At 66.9% G+C, this 25,824-nt stretch carries 22 protein-coding genes; 14 read left to right on the plus strand and 8 right to left on the minus strand.

Annotated elements, in window-relative coordinates:
- Nucleotides 1-7 precede the first annotated feature (7 nt).
- Nucleotides 8-2,746, plus strand: a complete 2,739-nt coding sequence (gene metH, locus J8G26_RS01875) for a methionine synthase (protein WP_210567714.1) — start codon at nucleotides 8-10, stop codon at nucleotides 2,744-2,746.
- Nucleotides 2,747-2,852: 106 nt separating this feature from the next.
- Here the strand turns inward: metH and J8G26_RS01880 are convergent, their stop codons facing one another.
- Nucleotides 2,853-3,413, minus strand: a complete 561-nt coding sequence (locus J8G26_RS01880; RefSeq protein WP_210567715.1) for a shikimate kinase — start codon at nucleotides 3,411-3,413, stop codon at nucleotides 2,853-2,855.
- 169 nt (nucleotides 3,414-3,582) lie between these two features.
- Nucleotides 3,583-4,356 (minus strand): ferredoxin--NADP reductase, encoded by a 774-nt coding sequence (locus tag J8G26_RS01885; RefSeq protein ID WP_210567716.1) that lies wholly within the window; start codon nucleotides 4,354-4,356, stop codon nucleotides 3,583-3,585.
- A gap of 186 nt (nucleotides 4,357-4,542) precedes the next feature.
- Here J8G26_RS01885 and J8G26_RS01890 point away from each other — a divergent pair, with 186 nt between their 5' ends.
- Genes J8G26_RS01890 through J8G26_RS01900 form a run of 3 tightly spaced genes read left to right on the plus strand, consistent with a single transcriptional unit; the run spans nucleotide 4,543 to nucleotide 9,188 of the window.
- Nucleotides 4,543-5,748 carry an ABC transporter substrate-binding protein gene (locus J8G26_RS01890; protein ID WP_210567717.1) on the plus strand — a complete coding sequence of 402 codons (1,206 nt, stop codon included), beginning with the start codon at nucleotides 4,543-4,545 and terminating at the stop codon, nucleotides 5,746-5,748.
- Nucleotides 5,749-5,787: 39 nt separating this feature from the next.
- Complete coding sequence (locus J8G26_RS01895) at nucleotides 5,788-7,683, plus strand: ABC transporter permease (protein ID WP_210567718.1); 1,896 nt, start codon at nucleotides 5,788-5,790, stop codon at nucleotides 7,681-7,683.
- On the plus strand, nucleotides 7,680-9,188 hold the full coding sequence (locus J8G26_RS01900) for an ATP-binding cassette domain-containing protein (protein ID WP_210567719.1): 1,509 nt from the start codon (nucleotides 7,680-7,682) through the stop codon (nucleotides 9,186-9,188). Before J8G26_RS01895 ends, J8G26_RS01900 begins: the two co-directional genes overlap by 4 nt.
- Before the next feature lie 134 nt (nucleotides 9,189-9,322).
- Here the strand turns inward: J8G26_RS01900 and J8G26_RS01905 are convergent, their stop codons facing one another.
- Nucleotides 9,323-10,873 (minus strand): YifB family Mg chelatase-like AAA ATPase, encoded by a 1,551-nt coding sequence (locus tag J8G26_RS01905; RefSeq protein WP_210567720.1) that lies wholly within the window; start codon nucleotides 10,871-10,873, stop codon nucleotides 9,323-9,325.
- A 210-nt stretch (nucleotides 10,874-11,083) separates the two neighbouring features.
- Between J8G26_RS01905 and J8G26_RS01910 the strand changes: the two genes are divergently transcribed.
- From J8G26_RS01910 to glcF, 6 genes are all read left to right on the plus strand, one after another.
- Nucleotides 11,084-11,815: a TorF family putative porin gene (locus J8G26_RS01910; RefSeq protein WP_087742993.1), complete on the plus strand. Its 732-nt coding sequence runs from the start codon at nucleotides 11,084-11,086 to the stop codon at nucleotides 11,813-11,815.
- Nucleotides 11,816-11,861: 46 nt separating this feature from the next.
- Entirely contained in the window at nucleotides 11,862-12,200 is a 339-nt protein-coding gene (gene glnK, locus J8G26_RS01915) for a P-II family nitrogen regulator (protein WP_086910987.1), read from the plus strand.
- Nucleotides 12,201-12,242: 42 nt separating this feature from the next.
- Complete coding sequence (gene amt / locus J8G26_RS01920; RefSeq protein ID WP_087742994.1) at nucleotides 12,243-13,682, plus strand: ammonium transporter; 1,440 nt, start codon at nucleotides 12,243-12,245, stop codon at nucleotides 13,680-13,682.
- Between the two features lie 212 nt (nucleotides 13,683-13,894).
- Nucleotides 13,895-15,016, plus strand: coding sequence for a glycolate oxidase subunit GlcE (gene glcE, locus J8G26_RS01925; RefSeq protein ID WP_210567805.1), 1,122 nt, complete (start codon nucleotides 13,895-13,897; stop codon nucleotides 15,014-15,016).
- A gap of 70 nt (nucleotides 15,017-15,086) precedes the next feature.
- Nucleotides 15,087-15,872 (plus strand): YoaK family protein, encoded by a 786-nt coding sequence (locus tag J8G26_RS01930; RefSeq protein ID WP_210567721.1) that lies wholly within the window; start codon nucleotides 15,087-15,089, stop codon nucleotides 15,870-15,872.
- A 35-nt stretch (nucleotides 15,873-15,907) separates the two neighbouring features.
- Complete coding sequence (gene glcF, locus J8G26_RS01935; RefSeq protein WP_210567722.1) at nucleotides 15,908-17,173, plus strand: glycolate oxidase subunit GlcF; 1,266 nt, start codon at nucleotides 15,908-15,910, stop codon at nucleotides 17,171-17,173.
- Nucleotides 17,174-17,197: 24 nt separating this feature from the next.
- Here the strand turns inward: glcF and J8G26_RS01940 are convergent, their stop codons facing one another.
- Entirely contained in the window at nucleotides 17,198-17,818 is a 621-nt protein-coding gene (locus tag J8G26_RS01940; RefSeq protein WP_210567723.1) for a phosphoribosyltransferase family protein, read from the minus strand.
- A 249-nt stretch (nucleotides 17,819-18,067) separates the two neighbouring features.
- On the opposite strand from J8G26_RS01940, the gene J8G26_RS01945 reads away from it, so the two are divergent.
- Complete coding sequence (locus J8G26_RS01945; RefSeq protein WP_210567724.1) at nucleotides 18,068-18,931, plus strand: ProQ/FINO family protein; 864 nt, start codon at nucleotides 18,068-18,070, stop codon at nucleotides 18,929-18,931.
- Between the two features lie 10 nt (nucleotides 18,932-18,941).
- Here the strand turns inward: J8G26_RS01945 and J8G26_RS01950 are convergent, their stop codons facing one another.
- The 3 genes from J8G26_RS01950 to lplT are packed head-to-tail and all read right to left on the minus strand — an operon-like array spanning nucleotide 18,942 to nucleotide 21,734.
- Entirely contained in the window at nucleotides 18,942-19,436 is a 495-nt protein-coding gene (locus J8G26_RS01950; RefSeq protein WP_210567725.1) for a glutathione peroxidase, read from the minus strand.
- Between the two features lie 40 nt (nucleotides 19,437-19,476).
- Nucleotides 19,477-20,373, minus strand: coding sequence for a DMT family transporter (locus J8G26_RS01955; RefSeq protein WP_210567726.1), 897 nt, complete (start codon nucleotides 20,371-20,373; stop codon nucleotides 19,477-19,479).
- A gap of 56 nt (nucleotides 20,374-20,429) precedes the next feature.
- Nucleotides 20,430-21,734: a lysophospholipid transporter LplT gene (lplT, locus tag J8G26_RS01960; protein WP_087743000.1), complete on the minus strand. Its 1,305-nt coding sequence runs from the start codon at nucleotides 21,732-21,734 to the stop codon at nucleotides 20,430-20,432.
- A 184-nt stretch (nucleotides 21,735-21,918) separates the two neighbouring features.
- Here lplT and alr point away from each other — a divergent pair, with 184 nt between their 5' ends.
- Nucleotides 21,919-23,034 carry an alanine racemase gene (gene alr / locus J8G26_RS01965; protein WP_210567727.1) on the plus strand — a complete coding sequence of 372 codons (1,116 nt, stop codon included), beginning with the start codon at nucleotides 21,919-21,921 and terminating at the stop codon, nucleotides 23,032-23,034.
- A 261-nt stretch (nucleotides 23,035-23,295) separates the two neighbouring features.
- Here alr and J8G26_RS01970 read toward each other — a convergent pair whose 3' ends face one another.
- Nucleotides 23,296-23,775, minus strand: coding sequence for a MarR family transcriptional regulator (locus tag J8G26_RS01970; protein WP_087743002.1), 480 nt, complete (start codon nucleotides 23,773-23,775; stop codon nucleotides 23,296-23,298).
- 73 nt (nucleotides 23,776-23,848) lie between these two features.
- On the opposite strand from J8G26_RS01970, the gene J8G26_RS01975 reads away from it, so the two are divergent.
- Both J8G26_RS01975 and J8G26_RS01980 read left to right on the plus strand, forming a co-directional pair.
- A complete protein-coding gene (locus tag J8G26_RS01975; RefSeq protein ID WP_087743004.1) occupies nucleotides 23,849-24,661 on the plus strand; it encodes a siderophore-interacting protein in 813 nt (270 codons plus the stop codon).
- Nucleotides 24,662-24,766: 105 nt separating this feature from the next.
- A complete protein-coding gene (locus tag J8G26_RS01980) occupies nucleotides 24,767-25,678 on the plus strand; it encodes a transglycosylase SLT domain-containing protein (protein ID WP_087743006.1) in 912 nt (303 codons plus the stop codon).
- The last annotated feature ends 146 nt before the right edge of the window (nucleotides 25,679-25,824 follow it).

Genomic DNA, 25,824 nt, shown 5'->3' on the forward strand with positions numbered 1-25,824 from the left:
GAGCCCTATGTCTGCTATTTCGCTGCCCCCCATGAAGCTGTCCGGCCTGGAGCCTGTCTCCATTGGCGAGGGCACCCTGTTCGTCAACATCGGCGAGCGCACCAATGTCACGGGCTCCAAGGCGTTTGCCCGCATGATCCTGAATGGCCAGTACGAAGAGGCCCTGGCCGTGGCACGCCAACAAGTGGAAAACGGCGCACAGGTCATCGACATCAACATGGACGAGGCCATGCTCGACAGCAAGGCCGCCATGGTGCGCTTTTTGCAGCTGATCGCGTCCGAGCCCGACATTGCGCGCGTGCCCATCATGGTCGACAGCTCCAAGTGGGAGGTGATTGAGGCCGGGCTGCGCTGCGTGCAGGGCAAGGGCATCGTGAATTCCATCTCCATGAAGGAGGGCGTGGAAAAGTTCAAGCACGAGGCACGCCTGGTGCGCCGCTATGGCGCGGCCGCCGTGGTGATGGCGTTTGACGAAAAGGGCCAGGCCGACACCTATGAGCGCAAGGTTGAAATCTGCGAGCGCGCCTACCGCATCCTGGTCGACGAGGTGGGTTTCCCGCCCGAAGACATCATCTTCGACCCCAACATCTTTGCCGTGGCCACCGGCATTGAAGAGCACAACAACTACGCGGTCGATTTCATCAACGCCACACGCTGGATCAAGCAGAACCTGCCGGGCGCCAAGGTCTCGGGCGGCGTGAGCAACGTGTCGTTCAGCTTCCGCGGCAACGACCCGGTGCGCGAGGCCATCCATACCGTGTTTCTGTACCACGCCATCCAGGCAGGTATGGACATGGGCATCGTCAACGCGGGCATGGTGGGTGTGTACGACGACCTGGAGCCCGTGCTGCGCGAGCGCGTGGAAGACGTGGTGCTCAACCGCCGCCCCGACGCCGGCGAGCGCCTGGTCGAAATCGCCGAGACCGCCAAGAGCGGCGCCAAGGACGAAAGCAAGAAGCTCGAATGGCGCGGCACGCCCGAGCACCCCAAGACCGTGGGCGAGCGCCTCTCCCACGCGCTGGTGCACGGCATCACCGACTTCATCACCGAAGACACTGAAGAGGCCTACCGCGACATCCTGGCCAAGGGCGGCCGCCCGCTGCACGTCATCGAAGGCCCGCTGATGGACGGCATGAACGTGGTGGGCGACCTGTTTGGCGCCGGCAAGATGTTCTTGCCGCAGGTGGTGAAAAGCGCCCGCGTGATGAAGCTGGCGGTGGCCCACCTGATTCCGTACATCGAGGAAGAAAAGCGCCAGGACGAGGCCGCCGGGCGCGACGTGCGCAGCAAGGGCAAGATCGTCATCGCCACCGTGAAGGGCGACGTGCACGACATCGGCAAGAACATCGTCACCGTGGTTTTGCAGTGCAATAACTTCGAGGTGGTGAACATGGGCGTGATGGTGCCCTGCCACGAAATTCTGGCGCGCGCCAAGGTCGAGGGGGCCGACATCGTGGGTCTGTCGGGCCTGATCACGCCCAGCCTCGAAGAAATGCAGTATGTGGCCGGCGAAATGCAGAAGGACGAGCACTTCCGCATCAAGAAGATCCCGCTGCTGATTGGCGGCGCCACCTGCTCGCGCGTGCACACCGCCGTCAAGATCGCGCCGCACTACGAAGGCCCCGTGGTCTATGTGCCCGACGCCTCGCGCAGCGTGAGCGTGGCGCAAAGCCTGCTGGGCGACGGTGTCGAGAGCTACGTGGCAGAGATCAACGCCGACTACGACAAGGTGCGCACCCAGCACGCCAACAAAAAGCAGGTGCCGCTGTGGCCCCTGGCCAAGGCGCGCGCCAACAAGACGCCCGTGGATTGGTCTGCCTACCAGAGCGCCCGGCCCCGCGCCCTGGGCCGCCGCGTGTTCAAGAACTTCGACCTGGCCGAGTTGGCCAAATACATCGACTGGGGCCCGTTCTTCCAGACCTGGGACCTGGCCGGCCCGTACCCCGCCATCCTGACCGACGAAGTGGTGGGCGTGGAAGCCACGCGCGTGTTTGCCGACGGCCAGGCCATGCTGAAAAAGATCATCGAAGGCCGCTGGCTCACGGCCAGCGGCGTGATGGCCCTGCTGCCCGCCAACAGCGTGAACGACGACGACATCGAGTTCTACACCGACGACACCCGCACCGAAGTCGCCATGACCTGGTACGGCCTGCGCCAGCAGACTGAAAAGCATGTGATAGACGGCGTGATGCGCCCCAGCCGGTGCCTGGCCGACTTCGTGGCGCCCAAAAGCAGCGGCATTGCCGACTACGCCGGCATGTTCGCCGTGACGGCGGGGCTGGGCATCGAGAAGAAGGAACAAGCCTTCATCGACGCGCTGGACGACTACTCGGCCATCCTGTTCAAGAGCCTGGCCGACCGCCTGGCCGAGGCCTTTGCCGAATGCCTGCACCACCGCGTGCGCACCGACCTGTGGGGCTATGCCGCGCAGGAGCAGCTGAGCAACGACGACATGATTGCCGAGAAATACCAGGGCATCCGCCCCGCCCCCGGCTACCCCGCCTGCCCCGACCACAGCGCCAAGACCGACCTGTTTAGGCAGCTGCAGTGCGAGGAAGTCGGCATGTCGCTCACCGAGAGCCTGGCCATGACGCCCGCCGCCAGCGTGAGCGGCTTTTACATCGGCCACCCCGACGCGGTGTATTTCAACGTCGGCAAGATCGGTGAGGACCAGCTGCACGACCTGGCCCAGCGCCGTGGCATGGACGAGAAGGTGCTGGAGCGGCTGCTGGCGCCCAATCTGTAATGCTATGAAATAAAGAGCTGATGGCGCTTGCTGCTAAAGCGTCAGAGGCCTTTTTGTTTTGAAATCCGAGGGTTCCGCGAGCGGAGACCTTCTGTCGTCAGCAAGCTTAGGGTTGGCGGGTGGGGGCTGCTGGCGCCGCAACCGCAGCACTCTCCGCCATCTCCAGCTGCATCATCACCATGTTGACCAGCGTGCTCACCGATGGCCGCCCCGTCTCGATGACGTAGTGCGCGGTTTCGCGGTACAGGGGGTCGCGCTGGGCGTACAACTCGCGCAGCTTTTCCATGGGGTTGCCGCCTTGAAGCAGGGGGCGCGTCTTGTCGTGCTTGACGCGCTTGTAGATTTCTTCGGGCGATGCGCGCAGATACAGCACGTTGCCAAATTGGCGCAGCACCGCGCGGTTGTCGGCGCGCAGCACGGCCCCGCCGCCGGTGGACAGCACAATGCCGCCGGGCTGCTGCGCCACATCGGCCAGCACCTGCGCTTCGAGGTCGCGAAAGCGCGCTTCGCCTTGCGCCTCGAAGAAGCTGCGGATGGTGGTGCCGAGCAACTTTTCCAGCCGGTGGTCCAAGTCGATGAACGGCACCCCGGCCCGGTGGGCCAGCTGCCGGCCGACGGTGGATTTGCCCGAGCCGGGCATGCCGACCAGTGCGCAGCGAATCTGCATAAATGGTGTCCTGTTTTCTTGCCTGCCCAGCGCAAGTCGAGTGTAAGGCGGTGGCCCGGGGACATCGGAGCGGGGCGCTGGAACAAGTCGCGAACGCGCGGAGGCCAGGTGCCTGCCGCAGCGCCGGCGCGGGCGGCAAAACCGCTGCCGGCCGGTGTTGAAACAGGGCTTACTTTTCGACGAAAGCGCGCTCGATGACGAAATCGCCCGGCTTGGTGGTGTTGCCTTCCTCGAAATCGCGGTGCTCCAGGATGTGCTTGAGCGACGCCAGCATTTCGGGGCTGCCGCACAGCATGACACGGTCTTCCAGCGGGTTCAGGGCGGGCACGCCCAGGTCGGCAAACAGCTTGCCGTTTTCAATCAGGTCGTTGATGCGGCCCTGGTTGCGAAACGGCTCGCGCGTCACCGTGGGGTAGTACTTGAGTTGCTTGCTGATCAGCTCGCCCAGGAACTCGTGCTGGGGCAGCTCCTTCGTGATGTAGTCGTGGTAAGCCAGTTCGCTCACCTGGCGCACGCCGTGCACCAGCACCACTTCCTCGAACTTCTCATAGGTTTCGGGGTCGCGGATCACGCTCATGAAGGGTGCCAGGCCCGTGCCGGTGGACAGCATGTACAGGCGCTTGGCGGGCAGCAGGTAGTCGATCAGCAGGGTGCCGGTGGGCTTTTTGCCGACGACGATGGAGTCGCCCACCTGGATGTGCTGCAGCCGCGAGGTCAGCGGGCCGTCGGGCACCTTGATGGAGAGGAACTCCAGATGCTCTTCGTAGTTGGCGCTGACGATGCTGTAGGCGCGCAGCAGCGGCTTGTCGTTCACCTTCAGGCCGATCATGGTGAAGTGCCCGTTGGAAAAGCGCAGCGCCGGGTCGCGGGTGGTGGTGAAGCTGAAAAGCCGGTCGGTCCAGTGGTGAACGCTCAGCACGCGTTCTTCGAGAAAGGCACTCATGGTTTTTTGGCAGGAATGAAAAAAAACAAGGCCCCAACGGGGCAGGGCTCAGGGCGGTGGTGATGGCGCGGCGGTGGCCTGGCATGCACCCCGGACTGGCGGGCAAACCCGCACATTGTCCGGCAAATGCGAGGGGCGGTACATTTTGTGGTTTCGGCCCCCGTGATGTGGGACAAAGGAAAACCAATGCGAAGCTTCTCCGCCGCCCTGGGGGCACTGTGTGTGGCCACTCTGTCACTTGCCGCTGGCGCGGTGCACGCCCAGGGCGCGATCAAGATCGGTGAGATCAACAGCTACAAGGCGCAGCCTGCCTTCCTGGGCCCCTACAAGAAGGGGATGGAACTGGCCGTGGCCGAGGTCAACAGCGCCGGCGGCATCAACGGCCGCAAGCTCGCGCTGGTGGTGCGCGACGACAACGGCAACCCAGGCGACGCCGTGCGGGCCGCCGACGAGTTGCTGGCGCGCGAGAAGGTGGATGTGCTCATGGGCAGCTTTCTGTCGCATGTGGGGCTGGCCCTGACCGACTTTGCCAAGCAGAAAAAGGTGTTCTTTCTTGCGGCCGAGCCGCTGACGGACAAGATCGTCTGGGAAAACGGCAACCGCTACACCTTCCGATTGCGCGCCTCCACCTACATGCAGGTGGCCATGCTCGTGCCCGAGGCCGCGGCCCTGAAGAAAAAGCGCTGGGCCATCGTCTATCCCAACTATGAATACGGCCAGTCGGCGGCGGCCACGTTCAAGAAGCTGCTCAAGGCCGCGCAGCCCGATGTGGAGTTTGTGGCCGAGCAGGCGCCGCCCCTGGGCAAGGTGGATGCCGGCAGCGTGGTGCAGGCGCTGGCCGATGCCAAGCCCGACGCCATCTTCAACGTGCTGTTCGCCGCCGATCTGGCGCGCCTGGTGCGCGAGGGCAACACCCGCGGCCTGTTCAAGGGGCGCGAGGTGGTGAGCCTGCTGACGGGCGAGCCCGAGTACCTGGACCCGCTCAAGGGCGAGGCGCCGGTGGGCTGGATCGTCACCGGCTACCCCTGGTACGCCATCCAGACCGCCGAGCACCAGGCGTTTCTGAAGGCCTATAAAGAGCGCTTCAACGACCATCCCCGGCTGGGCTCGGTGGTGGGCTACACGGCCATCCAGTCGCTGGCCGCAGGCCTGCGCAAGGCCGGTGGCAGCGACACCGAAAAGCTGATCGCCGCCTTCACGGGGCTGGAAGTGGCTTCGCCCTTCGGCCCCATCCGCTACCGCCCGGAAGACCACCAGTCCACCATGGGCACCTTTGTGGGCCGCACGCGCGTGCAAAACGGCACCGGGGTGATGTCGGACTTTCGCTATCTCGACGGTGCGCGCTTTCAGCCGTCTGCCGACGAGGTGCGCAAGCTGCGCGCAGCCGACTGACATGGGCCACGTTCCGCTGTTTCGCTCGGCTGTCTGCGCATGAGTTTTTCTGGGCTGCTGGTGCAGCTGCTCAACGGGCTGGCCTCGGCCTCGTCGCTGTTTCTGGTGTCGGCGGGGTTGTCGCTGATCTTCGGGGTCATGCGCATTGTCAATTTCGCCCACGGCTCGTTTTTCATGCTGGGCATCTACCTGGCGTATTCGCTGGTGGAGCGCCTGGGCGGCGCCATCGGTTTCTGGCCGGCGCTGCTGCTGGCACCGCTGGCCACGGCGGCCCTGGGGGCGCTGGTCGAGGTGTTGCTGCTGCGGCGCATTTACCGCGCGCCCGAGCTGTTTCAGCTGCTGGCCACCTTCGCGCTGGTGCTGGTCATCAAGGACGCCGTCCTGTGGCTGTGGGGGCCCGAGGAACTGCTGGGCCCGCGCGCGCCGGGCCTGGAGGGCGCGGTGGAGCTGCTGGGTCGGAGTTTTCCTGCCTACGACCTGCTGCTGATCGCCGTGGGGCCGCTGGTGCTGGCGCTGCTGACGCTGTTGCTCACGCGCACGCGCTGGGGCACGCTGGTGCGCGCCGCCACGCAAGACCGCGAGATGCTGGGCGCGCTGGGCGTGAACCAGGCCTGGCTGTTCACTGGCGTGTTCGCGCTGGGCGCGCTGCTGGCCGGCCTGGGCGGCGCGCTGCAACTGCCGCGCGAGCCCGCCAGCCTGGAGCTGGACATGCTCACCATCGGCGCGGCCTTTGTCGTGGTGGTGGTGGGCGGCATGGGCTCGTTGCCTGGCGCGTTTGTGGCGGCGCTGGTGATTGCCGAGCTGAAAGCCGTGTGCGTGTGGCTGGGCGTGCAAGAGGTGGCGGGCGTGGAGCTCTCGTTTTCCAAGCTGACGCTGGTGGTCGAATTTGTGGTGATGGCCGGCGTCCTCATCTGGCGCCCCTGGGGCCTGATGGGCCGCGCGCAGGCCGCTGCGCGCACGCCGGGCGAGCCCGAACGGCCCCTGCGCCCCGCGGGCCGTGCCGCCACCGTGGCGTGGTGCGCGCTGCTGGCCATGCTGGTGCTGCTGCCTTTCGCGGCGGGCCAGCACAGCTATGCTGCCGTGCTGCTGACCGATGTCTGCATCGCCGCGCTGTTCGCTGCCAGCCTGCACTTCATCCTGGGGCCGGGGGGCATGCATTCCTTTGGTCATGCGGCCTATTTCGGCCTGGGAGCCTATGGCGCGGCGCTGCTTGTACGCTGGGTGGATGCACCGTTCGGCGTCGTGCTCATGCTCGCACCGCTGCTGGCGGCGGCGGGTGCGCTGCTCTTTGGCTGGTTCTGCGTGCGCCTCTCGGGCGTCTCCCTCACCATGCTCACGCTCGCGTTCGCGCAGATCACCTGGGCCATCGCGTTCCAGTGGGACGGCCTCACGGGTGGCAGCAACGGCCTGACCGGCGTCTGGCCGCCCGAGCTGTTCACGCAGGGCGCCGCCTTTTATTGGCTGGTGCTTGCCGTGTGCGCGGCGGGCCTGTATGTGCTGCGGCGCATGCTGTTCGCGCCCTTCGGCTGGTCGCTGCGCGCTGCGCGCGACTCCGGCGCGCGCGCGCAGGCCATCGGCATCGACGTGCGCGGCACGCAGTGGGCGGCTTTCGTGGTGGCAGGCCTGTTTGCGGGCCTGGCGGGCGCGCTGGCCGCGTATTCCAAGGGCAGCATCGCGCCCGATGTGCTGTGGGTCACCAAGTCGGTCGATGCGCTGGTCATGGTGCTGCTGGGCGGCATGCAGACGCTCGCAGGCCCCATCGTGGGGGCGGGCGCTTTCACGTGGCTGCACGACAGCGTGGCGCGCAGCACCGAGTATTGGCGCGCGCTGCTGGGCGGCGTGATGCTGCTGCTGGTGTTGCTGTTTCCACAGGGAATTTCGGGTTTTGCGCAAGCGTGGCAAGCGCGGACAGCTCATAAAAAAGGAGCAATATGACCCTGCTGCGCGTGGAGGACCTGTCCAAATCCTTCGGCGGCGTGCAGGCCGTGCAGGGGCTCTCGTTTGCGCTGGCCGAGGGTGAACTGCTCGCCCTCATCGGCCCCAACGGCGCGGGCAAGACCACCACCTTCAACATGGCCGGCGGCCAGCTCGCCCCCGATGGCGGGCGCGTGTTGCTGGATGGCCGCGACATCACCGCCCTGCCGCCGCGCGCCATCTGGCGCCTGGGTGTGGGCCGCACCTTCCAGATCGCGCAGACGCTCATGAGCTTCACCGTGCTGGAGAACGTGCAAATGGCGCTGCTTTCCCACGACGGCCACGCCTGGCGCTGGTGGCGCCGCGCTGGCGCGCATCGGCCGCAGGACGCGCTGGCGCTGCTCGCGCAGGTGGGCATGCAGGAACAGGCGCAGCGCCCGTGCAGCGAACTCGCCTATGGCGACGTGAAGCGCGTGGAACTGGCGATCGCTCTCGCGCACGCGCCGCGCCTGCTGCTCATGGACGAGCCCACGGCCGGCATGGCGCCCGCCGAGCGCGTGGCCCTCATGCAGCTCGTGCGCCGCATCGCGCGCGAGCGGCGCATGGGCGTGCTGTTCACCGAGCACAGCATGGACGTGGTCTTCGGCCAAGCCGACCGCGTGGCCGTGCTGGTGCGCGGCCAGTTGCTGGCCGCAGGCACGCCCGAGGCCATCCGCCAGGACGCGCGCGTGCAGGCCGCGTACCTGGGCGGCTCTGAAAATGATAGCTGTCAGCGCTTGCCAGACAAGCACGAAGTGCCAAAAACACCATTACTCAGCGTGGAAGGGCTGCATGCCTGGTATGGCGCGGCTCACATCCTGCACGGCGTCTCGCTCTCCGTGGGGCGCGGCGAGGTTGTGGCCCTCATGGGCCGCAACGGCGCGGGCAAGTCCACTACGCTCAAGAGCATTGCCGGACTGCTCGGCCGCACCGAGGGCCGCGTGGACTTCATGGGGCGGCCTTTGCGCGGCAAGGCCCCGCACCAGATCGCGCGCGCAGGGCTGGGCTACGTGCCCGAGGACCGGCGCATCTTCACGGACCTGACCGTGCAGGAAAACCTGGAAGCCGGCCGCCAGCCGCCGCGCGCGTGGCCCGATGGCGAACCGGCGCCGCACTGGACGCCGGAGCGCCTGTTCACGCTCTTCCCCAACCTGGGCGAGATGCCCGGCCGCCTGGGCGGGCGCATGAGCGGTGGCGAGCAGCAGATGCTCACGGTGGCCCGCACGCTCATGGGCCAGCCCTTCATGGTGCTGCTCGACGAGCCCTCCGAAGGCGTGGCCCCCGTCATCGTCGAGCAGATGGCCCACGCTATCCGCGCGCTCAAGAGCCAAGGCGTGGGCATCCTGCTCAGCGAGCAGAACCTGGCCCTGGCCGAGGCTGTAGCCGACCGCGTCTGCGTGCTGGAAAAGGGCTGCATCGTGCACACCGCGCCCATGGCCGATTTCGCGGGCGATGCGGGGGCGCGGCAGGCGTACCTGGGGGTTTAAGGTGGCCGTGCGGCGCCAGTACCCGGGCGGTTGATTTTGATAAAAATGGCCTAAAGCGCTTATGTATCAAGCGAATTAAGCTATCAATAATGTAGTAAAAACCTGCCCGGAAAGATGCAGCGGCTGAAAGCCTCTCAGGCCGAAGGTCCGCGCAGCACGCGCCGGTATTGCACGGCCTCGGCCACATGGGCCACCTGGGTGCTGGCGGCGCCCGCCAGGTCGGCGATGGTGCGCGCCACCTTCAGGGTGCGGTGCGTGCTGCGGGCCGACCAGCCCAGGCGCGCTGCGGCAGTTTGCAGAAACTGCGCGGCGGCGGGCTCCAGCGCGGTGTGGGTGTCGATTTCCTGGCCCTGCAGCGCCTGGTTGGTTTTGCCCTGGCGGGTGATGGCCGCCTGGCGCGCGCGGGCCACGCGCTCGCGCACGGCGGCGCTGGTCTCGCCCGGTGGTGCGTTCAGCAGGTCGTTGGCGGGCAGGGCGGGCACTTCCACATGCAGGTCGATGCGGTCCAGCAAGGGGCCGCTGAGCTTGCCCTGGTAACGCGCCACCTGGTCGGGCGTGCAGCGGCAGGCACGCTGTGCCGCGCCCAGAAAACCGCAGGGGCAGGGGTTCATGGCCGCCACCAATTGAAAGCTGGCCGGAAACTCCGCCCGCCGCGCGGCCCGTGCAATGGTCACGCGCCCGGTTTCCAGCGGCTCGCGCAGCGCCTCCAGGGCGGCGCGGGGAAACTCTGGCATCTCATCCAAAAACAGCACCCCATGGTGGGCCAGCGATATTTCGCCAGGCTGCGGCGGCGAGCCCCCGCCCACCAGCGCCACGGCCGATGCCGTGTGGTGGGGCTGGCAGGTGGGCCGTTGCGCCCAGCGCGCGGGGGTGAAGCGCCCGGCCAGGCTGGCCACGGCGGCGCTCTCCAGGGCCTCCTCCATGGTCATGGCCGGCAGCAGCCCGGCAAAGCGCTGGGCCAGCATGGATTTGCCGGAGCCGGGCGGCCCCATCATCAGCAGGCTGTGCCCACCGGCGGCGGCGATTTCGAGTGCGCGCTTGGATGCCGCCTGGCCCTTGACATCCGACAGGTCGGCATAGGTCACCTGTGTGGCCAGCGGCGTGGGGTGGAGCAGGCACCAGCCGTCGTCCGTGGCGCTGGCGTCGTCGATGGGGTCCTGGCTGCCTGCCGGCAGGAACTGCCGTACGACATCCAGCAGGTGGCGGGCGCGGTAAACCTGTGCGTCGGGCACCAGGGCGGCTTCTTCGGCGCTGCCCGGCGGCAGCACCAGGCGCACCGCCACCTGCTGGGCCCGCAGCGCCAGGCTGGTGGCCAGCGCACCGCGCACCGGGCGCAATTGGCCCGATAGCGACAGCTCGCCCGCGAATTCATGGCCGGCCAGGCGGCTGGCGTCGATTTGTCCGCTGGCGGCCAGCAGCCCCAGGGCAATGGGCAGGTCAAAGCGCCCAGAATCCTTGGGCAGGTCGGCCGGCGCCAGGTTGACGGTGATGCGCTTGTTGTGCGGGAACTCCAGCCCCGCGTTCTGCAGCGCCGAGCGCACCCGTTCGCGCGCCTCCTTCACCTCCACGTCGGCCAGACCGACCAGCGTGAAACTGGGAAGCCCGTTGGCCAGATGCACCTCGACGGTGACGGAGGGCGCCTCCAGCCCCAGAAGCGCGCGGCTTTGCACCAATGCAAGACTCATGAACGGTTTTCTCCCCAGATAGGTGCGGTGTGCGGGTGGCTGTCATCCGTCGGTCCCGCCGCGCACCAAGGAGGTGCGGTGGCGCGGCGCTACCACCAATGTAAGCGAATGCACGATGTGGGCGTGTGGCTTGCCGCCACAGCGATGCGCGACATGGCACGGACCGTGCTTAACACGACTGTCCCTAATCATTGTCCAACCGGAGGAAACATGACCCGCGCATCCATCAAGCTCTTGAGCGTCGCCTTTGTTGCAGCCCTGCCATTGCTGGCCAGCGCCCAGCTCACCGGCAATGTCAGTATGACCAGCAACTACAAGTTCCGGGGGCAGGACCAGGACACCAGCAAGGTGAGTGCGTTCAAGCCAGCAGTGCAGGGCGGTTTTGACTATGCCTTCGGTGACACCGGCTGGTATGTCGGCAACTGGAACTCCAGCGTGAACTGGCTGTCCGGCAACTCGCTGGAATCCGATGTCTACGGCGGCTACAAATTCAAGGCCGGCGAGGTGGATATGGATGTGGGCGCGTTGGCCTATCTGTACCCCGGCAACACCAGTGGCAACACCGTCGAGCTCTATGGTGCCGCCACGTTTGGCCCGTTCGTCGCCAAGTATTCGCACACGGTGTCCAAGGACTATTTCGGCTGGGCAGGCGCCAAGGCCGGATCGGGCCTGCGGGGCCGCAACACGGGTTATCTGAACCTGGCGCTGGCGCAGGAAGTGATGCCCAAGGTAACGCTCAAGGCATCGGTGGGCTTTACCCGCTTTTCCGGCGACATCAAGGACACCGGCGTGCCCAACTACATGGATTACAGCGTCGGCGGTGCCTACGACTTTGGCGATGGCCTGACACTGGGCGCTGCTATCGTGGGCGCCAACAAGAAAGACTTCTTCGGCCCCGTCAACAAAGCCCGCGTGGTCGCCACGCTCACCAAAACCCTGTAATCAACGGCAGGCACCCCTGCGGTGCCGTCTATCGGAGGAACCTCAAATGAAAATGGTGACAGCCATCATCAAACCCTTCAAGCTCGACGAAGTGCGCGAAGCCCTCTCCGACATCGGGGTGCAAGGCATCACGGTGACCGAGGTCAAGGGCTTCGGGCGCCAGAAGGGCCATACCGAGCTGTACCGCGGCGCGGAATACGTGGTCGATTTTCTGCCCAAGGTCAAGATCGAGGCCGCCGTGGCCGATGAACTGGTGGACCGCGTGATCGAAGCCATCGAAGGCGCGGCACGCACCGGCAAGATTGGTGACGGCAAGATTTTCGTCACCCATCTGGAGCAGGTGGTGCGCATTCGCACCGGTGAAACCGGCAAGGAAGCCCTTTAAGCGCCGGCCAAGGCCCGCTGCATCCCACACAGAGAACATGCCATGAAAAAACTGCTTGCCTCCTTCGTTCTGGGACTGAGCCTGCTTTGCGCAGGATCCATGTCCCTGGCCCAGGCCCCTGCCCCGGCCGAAACCACCACGGCCGCCCCGGCGGCCGATGCCGCCGCACCTGCTGCCCCCGAGGCGGCTGCGGCACCGGCGCCCGCCGCCGCAACGGCTGCAGCTGCCGAGGCTGCGCCCGCAGCGCCAGCGCCCAAGCTCGACTCCGGCGACACCGCGTGGATGCTGACCTCCACCATGCTCGTGATCCTGATGGTGATCCCGGGACTGGCGCTGTTCTACGGCGGCCTGGCCCGCTCCAAGAACATGCTGTCGGTGCTGGTGCAGGTGTTCGTGATCTTCGCGTTGATCACCGTGCTGTGGGCCGTTTACGGCTACAGCCTGACCTTCGCCGGCGAGGGTCAGTTCTTCGGCGGGTTTGACAAGATCTTCCTCAAGGGCATTGCGCCCGACACGCTGTCGGGCCTGCTGCCGACCATCCCTGAGTACGTGTTCGTGGCCTTCCAGTCCACCTTTGCCGCCATCACCGTGGCGCTGATCGTGGGTTCGTTCGCCGAGCGCATCAAGTTTGCCGCCGTGCTGATCTTTGCCGTGCTGTGGTTCACCTTCAGCTACATCCCCATGGCCCACATGGTGTGGGGCGGCGGCCTTTTGGGCAAGGATGGCGCGCTCGACTTCGCGGGCGGCACCGTGGTGCACATCAACGCCGGTATCGCCGGCCTGGTGGGCGCCTACATGGTGGGCAAGCGCATCGGCTTCGGCAAGGAAGCGCTCACGCCCCACAGCCTGACGCTGACCATGGTGGGCGCCTCGCTGCTGTGGGTGGGCTGGTTCGGCTTCAACGCCGGTTCGGCCGGTGCCGCCAACGGCGTGGCCGGCCTGGCCTTCATCAACACCATCCTGGCCACGGGCGCTGCCACGCTGTCCTGGCTGGCTGGTGAAGCCCTGCACAAAGGCAAGGCCTCGATGCTGGGTGCGGCCTCGGGTGCGGTGGCCGGTCTGGTGGCGGTCACGCCGGCTGCCGGTTTCGTGGGCCCCATGGGTTCCATCGTGCTGGGCCTGATTGCTGGCGTGATCTGCCTGTGGGGCGTGGGTGGCCTCAAGAAGATGCTGGGTGCCGACGATGCGTTCGATGTGTTTGGCGTGCATGGCGTGGGCGGCATCGTCGGCGCCATCCTGACGGCGGTGTTTGCCTCGCAAAGCCTGGGTGGCACGGGCGGCCTGACCCCCGACACCTTTGCCATGGGTGCGCAGCTGTGGATCCAGGTCAAGAGCGTGTTGCTCACCATCGTGTGGTCGGGCGTGGTCTCCTTCATCGCCTACAAGATCGCCGATCTGCTGGTGGGCCTGCGTGTCCCCGAAGAAGCCGAGCGCGAAGGTCTGGACATCACCTCGCACGGCGAAACGGCATACAACCGCTGACAACCCCCCGCTGCGGCGTCTGGTGGCGCCGCAGCGCCCTAAAATTTCGGTGAGTGTCTCTTCAAGGTTTTGGCCCGCCCTTTCGGCGGGCCTTTTTTATGGGATGAAGCAGCAGCTTGCAGCCTGCCCAGCCGCTGCGCCAGCGGATTGCATGGCCGCTGTTCAAAAAATTCATGCGGTTCGTCCGGCAGTCCCGGTTGCGAGCCGCTACCATGCAGGCCATGGAAATCGCCCTGCGCCAGATTGTTGATCGTGTCCAAGCCTCCGTCGCCGCGCAAACTCCCCTGCGCATCCGTGGCGGGGGCACCAAGGACTTTCATGGCCTGGCCCTGCGCGGTGAGCTGCTCGACACCCGCGTGCTCACCGGCATCGTGAGTTACGAGCCCAGCGAGCTGGTGGTCACGGCGCGTGCCGGCACGCCGCTGGCCGAGCTGGAAGCCGTGCTGGCCGAACAAGGCCAGTGCCTGCCTTTTGAGCCGCCCCATTTCGGCGCTGGCGCCACGGTGGGTGGCATGGTGGCCGCCGGCCTGAGCGGCCCTGCCCGCGCCAGCGTGGGTGCGGTGCGCGACTACCTGCTGGGCGTGGTGCTGCTCAACGGCCGCGCCGAGCTGCTCACGTTTGGCGGCCAGGTCATGAAGAATGTGGCGGGCTACGATGTCTCGCGCCTCATGGCGGGCGCCTGGGGCACGCTGGGTCTGCTTACCGAGGTCAGTCTCAAGGTGCTGCCCGTGGCGCCCGCCGAGGCCACGCTGCGCTTTGAATGCCACCAGGCCGACGCCCTGCGCCGGCTGCACGCCTGGGGCGGCCAGCCCCTGCCGCTCAACGCCAGCTGCTGGGTGGAAGACGCGGGCGTGGGCCAGCTTTATGTGCGACTGCGCGGCGCCGTGGCGGCGGTCGATGCGGCCTGCCGCAGCATGGGCGGCACGCGGCTCGACAACGCCACCGTGGCGCCCGACTGGCGGGCCTGCCGGGACCAGACCTTGCCCTGGTTCGCCGCCCGCCGCGCCCGGCCCGGGCAGGCGCTGTGGCGCCTGTCACTGCCCGCCACCGCGCCGGTGCTGGCACTGCCCGCGGGTGTATCGCCGCTGATCGAATGGCATGGCGCCCTGCGCTGGGTGCAGGCGCCGCTGGAGCAGGGCGATGCGCTGCGCGAGGCGGCCCGGGCGGCGGGTGGAGGTGCTACTTTATTCATAGCTGATGGCGCTTGTGGGGTAAGCGCTACAGGCCAGTTCGACTTGAAATCTCCGGCCGTGGCGCAGATCCATGCGCGCCTCAAGCACGCCTTTGATCCGGCCGGCATCTTCAATCCTGGCCGCCTGGCGCCGCAGTGGTGAGGGGCGGGCACATGGCTGCCACCGCCGAATGGCACCGCAAGCCGCGCCTTGACGGCGGCGCAAGCTGACCATGCGGCGCCTGCGGCACCTCACCGGCCACCACCGCACCGGCACCAGCAACCGCGTGCTGGGCCTGCTGTTGGCCTTCAATGCCGGGGCGGTGAATGCGGGCGGTTTTCTGGTGGTGCACCTGTACACCTCGCACATGACCGGATTCCTGTCCATGCTGGCCGACAACCTGGTGCTGGGCAATATGGTGCTGGTGCTCAGCGCCCTGGGTGCCCTGCTGGCCTTCATCAGCGGGGCGGCCACCACGGCGGTGATGGTGAACTGGGCGCTGCAGCGCAAACTGCACAGCAGCTATGCGTTGCCGCTGGTGCTGGAGGCGTTGCTCATGCTGGTGTTCGGGCTGGTGGGCACCATCACGCTCGACTGGCGCACTCCGTTTGCGGTGCCCACGACGGTGCTGCTGCTGTCCTTCATCATGGGGTTGCAGAACGCCACCGTGACCAAGATGTCGTCGTCCCAGATCCGCACCACGCACATGACGGGCGTGGTGACCGACCTGGGCATCGAGCTGGGCAAAATGCTGTATTGGAACCGCACCGGCATCGCGGTGGAGAACCAGGTGCGCGCCAACCAGTCCCGGCTGCGGCTATTTGCTGGCCTGGTGGCAATGTTTCTTGTCGGCGGCATTGCCGGGGCGGCCGGCTTCAAGCATGTGGGTTTTGTGTTTGTGGTGCCGCTGGCGCTGGTCCTGCTGGCCCTGTCGCTGCCCCCGCTGTGGGCCGATCGCTCGCGCCTGCGCCATCCCTTGCGCAAAGCCGTGCCCGCCCAGCTGCCGCCCGCCCCCTGAATTTTCTTCTTGTTGACCCGTCCAGGCTGCACCCCATGCAAACCCAACTCGCCCCTGAATACCGCGCCCGCCCTGACGGCCTGGAGGCCGAATCCATCCTGCGCAAGTGCGTGCACTGCGGCTTTTGCACCGCCACCTGCCCCACCTACCAGCTGCTGGGCGACGAGCTCGATGGCCCGCGCGGCCGCATTTACCTCATCAAGCAGGTGCTCGAAGGAGAGGCGCCCACGCGCAAGACCCAGATGCACCTGGACCGGTGCCTGACCTGCCGCAACTGCGAAAGCACCTGCCCCAGCGGCGTGCAATATGGCCACCTGGTGGACATCGGCCGCAAGATCGTCGATGAAAAGGTGCCCCGCCCCCTGGGCGAAAAGGCCCTGCGCTGGGCGCTGAAGGAAGGCCTGCCATCGCCCCTGTTTGCCCCGGCCATGAAGGTGGGCCAGGCAGTGCGCGGCCTGCTGCCCAAAACCCTCCAGGCCAAGGTGCCTGCGCCGCAGTCGGCCGGTGCCTGGCCCACCCGCCAACATGCGCGCAAGGTGCTCATGCTGGCCGGTTGCGTGCAGCCGGCCATGATGCCCAACATCAACGCCGCCACCGCCCGCGTGCTCGATGCTGCGGGCATCCAGGCCGTGATCGCGCCCCAGGCCGGGTGCTGTGGCGCCGTCAAGTTCCACCTCAACGACCAGGAAGGCGGCAAGGCCCAGATGCGCGCCAACATCGACGCCTGGTGGCCGTTGGTGCAGGCGGGCGGGGTGGAATCCATCGTCATGAACGCCTCGGGCTGCGGCGTCACCGTCAAGGAATACGGCCACATCCTGAAGGATGACCCGCACTACGCCGCCAAGGCAGCGCGCATCAGCGCCCTCACGCGCGACCTGTCGGAGCTGCTGCCCGCCTTGCTGCCCGAGCTGGCGCAGAAACTGGCGGGCCCACTGGCGGGCCGGGTGCGGCGCCCCGACCTGCTGTTTGCCTACCACCCGCCCTGCACGCTGCAGCACGGGCAGCAACTGCGCGGCGGCGTCGAGACGCACCTGGCGCAACTGGGGTTCAAGCTGCGCGTGGCACGCAATGAATCGCACCTGTGCTGCGGCTCTGCGGGCACGTATTCGGTGCTGAACCCTGACCTGTCGTACCAGCTGCGCGACCGCAAACTGGATGGGCTGAAAGAAGCCTTTGGCGAGCAGCCACCGGACGTCATCCTGTCGGCCAACATCGGCTGCATCACCCACCTGCAAAGTGGCACCGGCACGCCGGTGCGGCACTGGGTGGAAGTGCTGGACGAGGCGCTTGGCGCGGCTTGAACGCAAGCGCCCGCAGCGCCGGCGTCAGGCGCGCAGTAGCGCGATCACTTCCTCGTCGTCCACCTGCGGAAAGTGGCGGTAAAACTGGCCCACCGCCTGAAAATTTTCTGGCGCCTGCAGGCACACCACCTCGTCGGCCATGGGCCGGATTTTTTCCAGAGCGTCGGGTGATGCCACCGGAATGGCGCAGACCAGCTTGCCGGGTTGGCACTGGCGCAGGCTGTGCAGCGCGGCAATCATGGTGGCCCCCGTGGCCAGGCCATCGTCCACCACGATGACGACGCGCCCGTGCGGGTCGATCGGTGCGCGGATCGGCGTGTATTGCACCCGGCGCGCGTGGATCGTGGCCAGCTGTTTTTGCTTTTCGGCGGCGATGTAATTCGGGTCGGCGCCCACCGCAGCCGCGTAGGGCGCGAGGTAGGTCCAGCCGCTTTCTGCCACCGAACCGATGGCCACTTCCGGCTCGAAGGGCGCGCGCAGCTTGCGCACCAGCACCACGTCGAAATCGCCGCCCAGCTGTCGCGCAACGATTTTGCCGATGGGCACGGCGCCGCGCGGAATGGCCAACACCAGGGGCTGCTGCGCGCCGTAGGCCTTCAGGTGATCGGCCAGCTGGTGGGCAGCGTCAACGCGGTCTTGGAACATGGTGTCACCTTGGGCGGGTTCAGCGCTGCCGATCAGGTTTTGCGCGCGCAACGGCCCACTTTATGGAGCGTTGCTCTGGGCGTCAATCCCGGGGATGGCTTCGGTAGAGCATGTCAGCACCCCCGCGACAAACAGCCAGCTCACTGCAACATTCCTGTTCCCGAGCGGTGGTTCTGGTGCGCCGTGTGTGGGCCGTTTTGCCAAGGCTGGCATGATCGAGGGTTTTGTTGCCCTTCCACCCGCTACGCCATGACCGACAACGTGCCAGAACAAGAACCTACCGCGGCGCCCGCCGCCAGCGCCCCGCAGGCCATGCAGCAGCCCGAGACTGGCGACAGCGCTCCGGCAGCCACGGATCCTGCCACCGCGATCGCGACCACTGCGGATTCCCCGCGCGGCGATCGCCCGCCCCGTGGTGGGCGCGGTGGCCGCAACAACGGCCGTGGCCGCGATCGCGCCCATGCCGAGGGCCAGGCCCCGGCAGGCCAGTCGGCACCGTCGCGCACGCCCCCGCGCACCCACCCGGCGCTGGAGCAGTTGGCGGGCCTCTATCCCCATCTGTTTGGCGCGGTGTTTTTGCCGCTCAAGCGCGGCATTTTCCAGGACTTGCTGGAAGCGCATCCAGAGCTGTTTGAACGCGACGCGCTCAAGGTGGCGCTGGGCATCCACACCCGTTCCACCCGCTACCTGCAAAGCGTGGCCGCGGGCGAAAAGCGCCACGACCTGGCAGGCCAGCCCGTTGAAGACATGGCGCCCGAGCATGTGCACCATGCGCTGCTGGAGGTGTTTCGCCGCCGCAAGGCCCGGGCGGGCGAAGACATGTTGCCCAAGCTGCGCAAGCGCATGATCCAGGCCTTCGAGGCCTCGGGCCTCACGCGCGAGGCCTACACCGAGCTGGTCACCGGCCGCGACGAAGCGGCCAATGCCATCCTGCAAGAAGCCTTTGCCGAATGGGCGGCACGCAATGCCAAGGACGAGGCCCTGCTGCGCGCCTTTGAAGCCAGCGGCCAGACGCTGGAGGCCTTTGCCGACATGTACGGCATGGACCCGCGCCAGACCGGGCAGATGCTGGAGCGTGCGCGCCGCCAGCGCCCGTCCGCCGCAACGGCCTGATTGCCGTTTTTCAGGCGGCAGGGGCGGCCAGAGCCGCCTCAATGTCCGCTGCCAGTTTTTTTGGCGCATCCTGCGGCGCATAGCGGCGAATCACGCGGCCGTCCTTGCCCACGAGGAATTTCGTGAAGTTCCACTTGATGGCCTTGCTGCCCAGCAGGCCAGGGGCCTCGGCGGTAAGCCACTGGTACAGGGGCGAGGCGTTGGCGCCGTTCACGTCGATCTTGGCCATCATCGGAAAGCCCACGCCGTAGTTGCGCTGGCAGAAACTGGCGATCTCGTCGTTGCTGCCCGGGTCCTGGTGGCCGAACTGGTTGCACGGAAACCCCAGCACCACCAGCCCCTGGTCGCCGTACTGCCGGTGCAGCTCTTGCAGCCCGCCGAACTGCGGCGTGAAGCCGCAGGCGCTGGCCGTGTTGACGATCAGCAATACCTTGCCCTCGAACTGGCGCAGCGGCACGGCGGGGCCGTTCATGGGCTGGGCTTCGAAGTCGTAGAGGCTGGACATGGGCAACTCCTTGGGGGCAAGCCCCATCGAAAGGCCCATGTTAGCGGCTGGCGCCGGGGCGTTGCCGCGATGGCAAGGCTGCCAGCAGCGCCGCCAGCATGATCAGTGCCCCGCCCAGCAGGGTGCGCGGCGCCAGCGAGGCAGAAGTCAGCAGGGCCGACGACACGCTGGCAAACACCACTTCCGACAACATCACCAGGGCCGTGGTGCCCGCCGCCAGCCGGGCGGCGCCATATTGCAGGGCGTAGTTGCCCAGCAAAAAGGCCAGCGACAGCCCCAGCGCCAGCGGGACCCAGGCCATTGCCAAGGCGGGCAGGGCGGGCACGGCCCCCGCCGCCAGCCCCAGCGCCGCACTGAGGCCCGCCAGCAGGACGCCGCCGGCAAACATGGCCAGCATGCGCGCCTCGCCGGGCACCGCATGCAAGCGCCGCAGCGTGACGTTGGTGAGGGCAAAACAGAAACCGCCCGCCAGGGCCAGCAGGTCGGCGCCCGAGAGGTGGGACGCCAGCCGGGCCCACGCGGCATCGGCGGGCACCAGCACCAGTGCCACACCCGCAAAGGCCAGCAGCAGCCGCACCAGCGCCATGCCGGTGGGGCGGTCGCCCAGCACCTTCCAGGCCAGCAGCACCGACCAGGCGGGCATGAGATAGAACAGCAGCACCACGCGCACCACGTCGCCCACCGTCACGGCCCAGTTGAAGGCCACGTTGGTCAGGCCCGAGCTCAGCGCCAGCAGCCACAGGGCGGGGTGTTGCAGCGCGCTGCGCAGCGCCTGCGGCCGGGCCAGCAGCAGGCAGGCCAGCGCCAGCGCATACATCAGCGCCGTGGCCCACAGCGGGTGCAGCCCGGCCGCGTGTAGCTGCCGGAACGGCCACCACGAAACGCCCCAGACAAAGGCGTTGAGCAGCAGGGCCAGTATGGGGAGTAGATTAGGCATCAAATCGGCATCTAGCGCTTATGCAGTAAGCGCTAGCAGCTATTAAATTAATAGCTTCAGTGGTGCGTATCCTGCCGCGCGATGTGCAGCAGGTGGGTCAATTCCTCGCTGTGGTTGCGGCAGTTGCTGGCATGCCAGCGCTGGATGATCCACATGATGCCGGCCACCACCACACCAAACACGGTGATGGCGCCGAAGACCGACAACCCCAGCTTGAGCGACAGGCTGTAGAACGCGCCCAGGCCCAGGATGCAGGCCTGCTCGTTGAAGTTCTGCACGGCAATCGACCGCCCAGCGCCCATGAGGTTGTGGCCCCGGTGCTGCAGCAGGGCGTTCATGGGCACCACCAGAAAGCCGCCCAGCCCGCCCAAAAGGATCAGGAACGGAATGGCCAGCCAGATGTTGCTGATGAACACCATCAGGATCAGCAGCAGCCCCATCGCGATGCCCAGTGGAATCACGCGGGTGGCCATGTCCAGGCGCATGCGCATCGATGCCGCCACGGCGCCCACGGCGGTGCCGATGGCCACCACGCCGGTCAGGGCCGACGCCTGCGTGGTGTCGTAGCCCAGGGCCACGCCGGCCCAGGCCAGCACGATGAACTTGAGGTTGCCCCCCGCGCCCCAGAACAGGGTGGTGGTCGAGAGGGAAATCTGCCCCAGCTTGTCGCGCCACAGGCGGCTGTTGCAGGCCCAGAAGTCGGGCAGCAGGGCCAGCGTGCTGGCCAGAATGCTGCGTTGCGGGTGCTGGCGCAGCGGACGCATCTCCACGCCCGTGTGGGGGATGCGCGTGTTGAACCAGGCGGCCAGCGCATACACCACGATGAGCGCGGCGATGGCCGATTCGGCGGCGGTGTCGACGCCCGTATCGATCATGGGAAGGTTGATGGACAGCAGCGCCGCCGACAGATGCTGCCCCACCAGCTGCCCGCCCAGCAGCACCCCGAGGATGATGGAGGCAATGGTCAGCCCCTCGATCCAGCCGTTGGCCTTGACCAGCTGCGAGGCCGGCAGCAGCTCGGTGAGGATGCCGTACTTGGCCGGCGAATAGGCCGCCGCGCCCAGCCCCACCACGGCGTAGGCAATCAGGGGGTGCGAGCCGAACAGCATCATCAGGCAGCCCACGATCTTGATCGCATTGCTGACAAACATCACCCGGCCTTTGGGCAAGGCATCGGCAAACGCGCCCACGAAGGGCGCCAGTACCACATAGAACAGGGCAAACATGGGCACCAGTGCCGCGCGCTGCCATTCGGGGGCACCGCCGGTGCGCAGCAATTCCACGGCCGCCACGAAGAGTGCGTTGTCGGCAAGCGAGCTGAAAAACTGCGCCGACATGATGGTGTAGAAACCACGCTTCATCGAATGGCTGGAGGGGGCATCAGTGAGGCTGATGCCCGATTGGATTGGGAGGCCGCGTACAAGTGACTGGCGGTTATATCACGCGTTCAGAGCCTGTTTGCGAACCCTTGCGAGATCGCAAACAGGCTCTTGCGGGCGTGCAATGCCACAATTCCACGCTCGTTTCTCCCACCATTGCCATGCCATGCCGCGCCCGATCCACGCCACCATCCATACCGCTGCCCTGCAACACAACCTGGAGCGCGTGCGCCAGGCCGTGCCCGACGCCAAAACCTGGGCCGTGGTCAAGGCCAATGCCTATGGGCACGGCATCGAGCGGGTCTTTGAGGGCCTGCGCGCCGCCGATGGTTTTGCCTTGCTCGACCTGGCCGAGGCTGAGCGCGTGCGCCAGCTGGGCTGGCGCGGCCCCATCCTGCTGCTGGAAGGGGTGTTCGAGCCGCGCGACCTGGAGCTGTGCTCGCGCCTCTCGTTGTGGCATGCCGTGCACTGCGACGAGCAGATCGACATGCTGGCCGCCCACAAGACGCAGGTGCCGCACCGCGTGTTCCTCAAGCTGAACTCGGGCATGAACCGCCTGGGGTTCACCCCGCAGCGCTATCGCAGCGCCTGGGCGCGCCTGAACGCGTTGCCGCAGGTGGATGAAATTTCGTTCATGACCCATTTCAGCGATGCCGATGGCCCGCGCGGCGTTGCGCACCAGATGGCGGCCTTCAACGCCGCCACGCAAGACCTGCCCGGCGAACGCAGCCTGTCCAACAGCGCCGCCACGCTGCGCTTTGCCAGCGACGCCCAGGTGCGCGGCGACTGGGTGCGTGCAGGCATCGTGCTGTACGGCAGCGCGCCCGATTTTCCGGCCCGCAGCGCCGACTACTGGGACGTGCAGCCCACCATGACGCTGGCCAGCCGCATCATCGGCACGCAGCAGCTGCAGGCGGGCGACACCGTGGGCTACGGCTCGCGCTTCACGGCCGAGGGGCCGCTCACCATTGGTGTGGCCGCCTGTGGCTATGCCGATGGCTACCCGCGCCATTGCGACACCGGCACGCCCGTGCTGGTGAACGGCGTGCGCACGCGCCTGGTGGGGCGGGTGAGCATGGACATGGTGACGGTGGACTTGACCCCGGTCATCGCGGCCGGCGTGGACGCCGGTTTCGGCAGCGAAGTCACGCTGTGGGGGCGCGCCCGCAGCGGCGCCGTGCTGCCCATCGACGAGGTGGCGCAGGCCGCTGGCACCGTGGGCTATGAGCTGATGTGCGCGCTGGCGCCGCGCGTGCCGGTGGCGGTGGACGGCGGGGCCTGACCTGGAAGCCGCTGCGGGGCACCACCATTGACCATTTCCCGCGCCCAGGCGCAAGTGAAGGTGCAAGTGCAGGTGCAAGTGCAGGTGCAGTCACTGCCCGCGTCGGTGAGGTTTCTGCGGGGCTGAATACTATGTTTTTGATAGCTGCTAGCGCTTTATTGATAAGCGCTATAGCCTGATTTCATCTAAATATAGCCGGCATCTTTGATGCTTGAAACAACCGTTCAGGCGGGGCTTGATCGAATGTTCGGGGATGCGCACTCAATCGCCTCGCTGGCAATCGACCGGATCGCCCTGCTCAGCGGGCAGGGCATCGAGGTTGCCGCGCACGCGCGCCAGCAAGGCCAGCAACTGGGTCTGCGTGGCCTCGTCGCAGCCGGCAAGCACCGATGCTGACAGTGCTTGCCGTGAAGCCTGCAGCGCCTGGTACAGGGTGGCGCCTTCAGCGCTGAGGGTGAGGCAGCGGCTGCGTTTGTCCTCGGCATGGGGCAGCCGCTCCAGCCAACCCCTGTCCTGCAGCAGGCCAAGCATGCGCGCGACCTGCGCTTTGTCCGCGCCGCTGTGGCGCACCAGCTCCTTTTGCGTGGCGCCGGGGTGGCGGCCAATGAAGGAGAGCGCACGCATCTCATTGAATGTCAGCCCGGGATGCACGTCCGCCATGGCGCGCACCATGTGCGCCCGGTAGGCGTGCATCAGCTCGTGCATGGCTTCCAAGACGTCGGGGCGGGTGCGCTGGGTCATAAAAGCAAGGTAATAGGTTGACAAAGTCAACTTTATGGTGAATGATTGGTTGATTAAATCAACATTTTAACGCATGAGCACACCTCTTTCCATCGCTGCGACTGCCGCACACCTGGCCATCGAACGCATTCGCCACCCGATCCAGGCACGCCATCTTCAGGTGGTGCGCCGCATCCAGGTCAGCCCCGGTTTTGTGCGGCTCACATTGGCGGGCCCGGAACTGGCCGGCTTTGCCAGTGCGGGCTTTGACGACCACCTCAAGCTCATCCTGCCGCAGGCCGGGCAGGAGCGCCCATCGTTGCCCATCGTGCAGGATGGCCGTCCCGTGTTCTCCGGGCCCCGCCCCGTGCTGCGCGACTACACCCCGGCGCGCTTTGACGCCGCCGCGGGTGAGCTGGACATCGAAGTCGCGCTGCACGAGGCCGGTCCGGCGTCGGACTGGGCGGCTGCGGCCTTTGTCGGCCAGTGGGTAGGCATTGCGGGGCCACGCGGCAGCCTGGTAATTCCTGCCGGTTTTGACTGGCACTGGCTCATCGGCGACGAGACCGCACTGCCCGCCATCTCCCGCCGCCTGGCCGAGCTGCCTGCACATACACGGGCCACCGTGCGCATCCAGGTGCAAAACCCTGCCGACCGGCGAGCGCTGCTCAGCGCGGCGCAGCTGGACCTGCAATGGGTGCCGGCCTTGCCTGCCGCCGTGGAAGAACTGGCGCTTCCTGCCGGCGCGGGCTACATCTGGGCTGCGGGTGAACATGCCGACATGGCCGCCGTGCGCCGCGCCGTGCTGGCCAAGCCGGGGGTGGATGCCAGGCGCATGCGCATCGCCGCCTACTGGAAGCGGGGCGTGGCCGATCACCATGAGGATCTGGCCACCGCAGCTGCATGAGGTGGGCCTGTGCCGGCAGTGGCAAGGCACACTGCCGCATGACCCCTGCGGGGTGCATATCGCACAGGACGTGACGGATGGCGCCAAGGCGCGCATACTGAAAATATGCATGCCAGCCTGTCGATCCTTGCGCCGCTGTCGGTGGTGTTGTCCTGCGCCTTGGGCGCGGGTGCGGTGCGGGCGCAAGGTGGCGAAACCGACAGCAACCGCGCCGCCAGCCTGCGCCAGGAGGCCATTGCCTACGAGCATGGCGAGGGCGTGGCGCGCGACCCGCTGCGCGCCGTGGCCCTGTATTGCGCCAGCGCGCGGCTTGGCGACATGCAGGCGCAATACAACTTGGGATGGATGTATGCCCATGGGCGCGGCGTGGCGCGCGACGATGTGGCGGCCGCCTACTTCTTCCGGGCCGCCGCCGAGCAGGGGCTGGGCGTGGCCGCGCGCATGTTGCAGGTGGTCGGCGGCGCCACCGACGAGGTGCCCGAGTGCCTGCGCCCCCCACCGCCGTCGCCGCCTGCGCAGCTTGTGGCAGCCCCGCCGGGGGTCAACTACCAGTTGACCGCGCCGCGCAAGATCGTGGAGCTGGTGCTCAAGATGGCGCCGCAATACCAGGTCGAGCCGCAGCTGGCACTGGCCATCATTGCCGCCGAATCGAACTTCAACACCCAGGCGCTGTCGCCCAAGAACGCGCAGGGCCTGATGCAGCTGATTCCCGAGACGAGCGAGCGCTTCAACGTCAAGAACCCGTATGACCCGGCGCAGAACATCCGTGGGGGCCTGACCTATCTGCGCTGGCTGCTGGCCTATTTTGAGGGCGACGTGGCGCTGGTGGCCGCCGCCTACAACGCGGGCGAGGGCAAGGTCGAGCGCTACCGCGGCGTGCCGCCCTACCTGGAGACACGCGCCTACGTGCAGCGCATCCTGAAGGCCGTTGGCGCCACCGCGCACCCGTTCGACCGCACCGTGGCCCCGCCATCGCCGGCGCTTGAACGCATTCGGCTGGCACTGCGGCGCAAGTAAGGTCCGTGCGGTGCACCCGCGGGCGCACATCGTCGGTGGCATGCATGGGGCTGACCCCACAACGCATATGGATACAGCCAAAAAATGGTTCCGACGGTGCCTGCCCTCGGTCACAGTAGCGTCTTGTTTTCTGAGAGGGGCAAACC

This window comes from Acidovorax sp. JG5 (assembly GCF_017939685.1).
GTDB lineage: Bacteria > Pseudomonadota > Gammaproteobacteria > Burkholderiales > Burkholderiaceae_C > Acidovorax.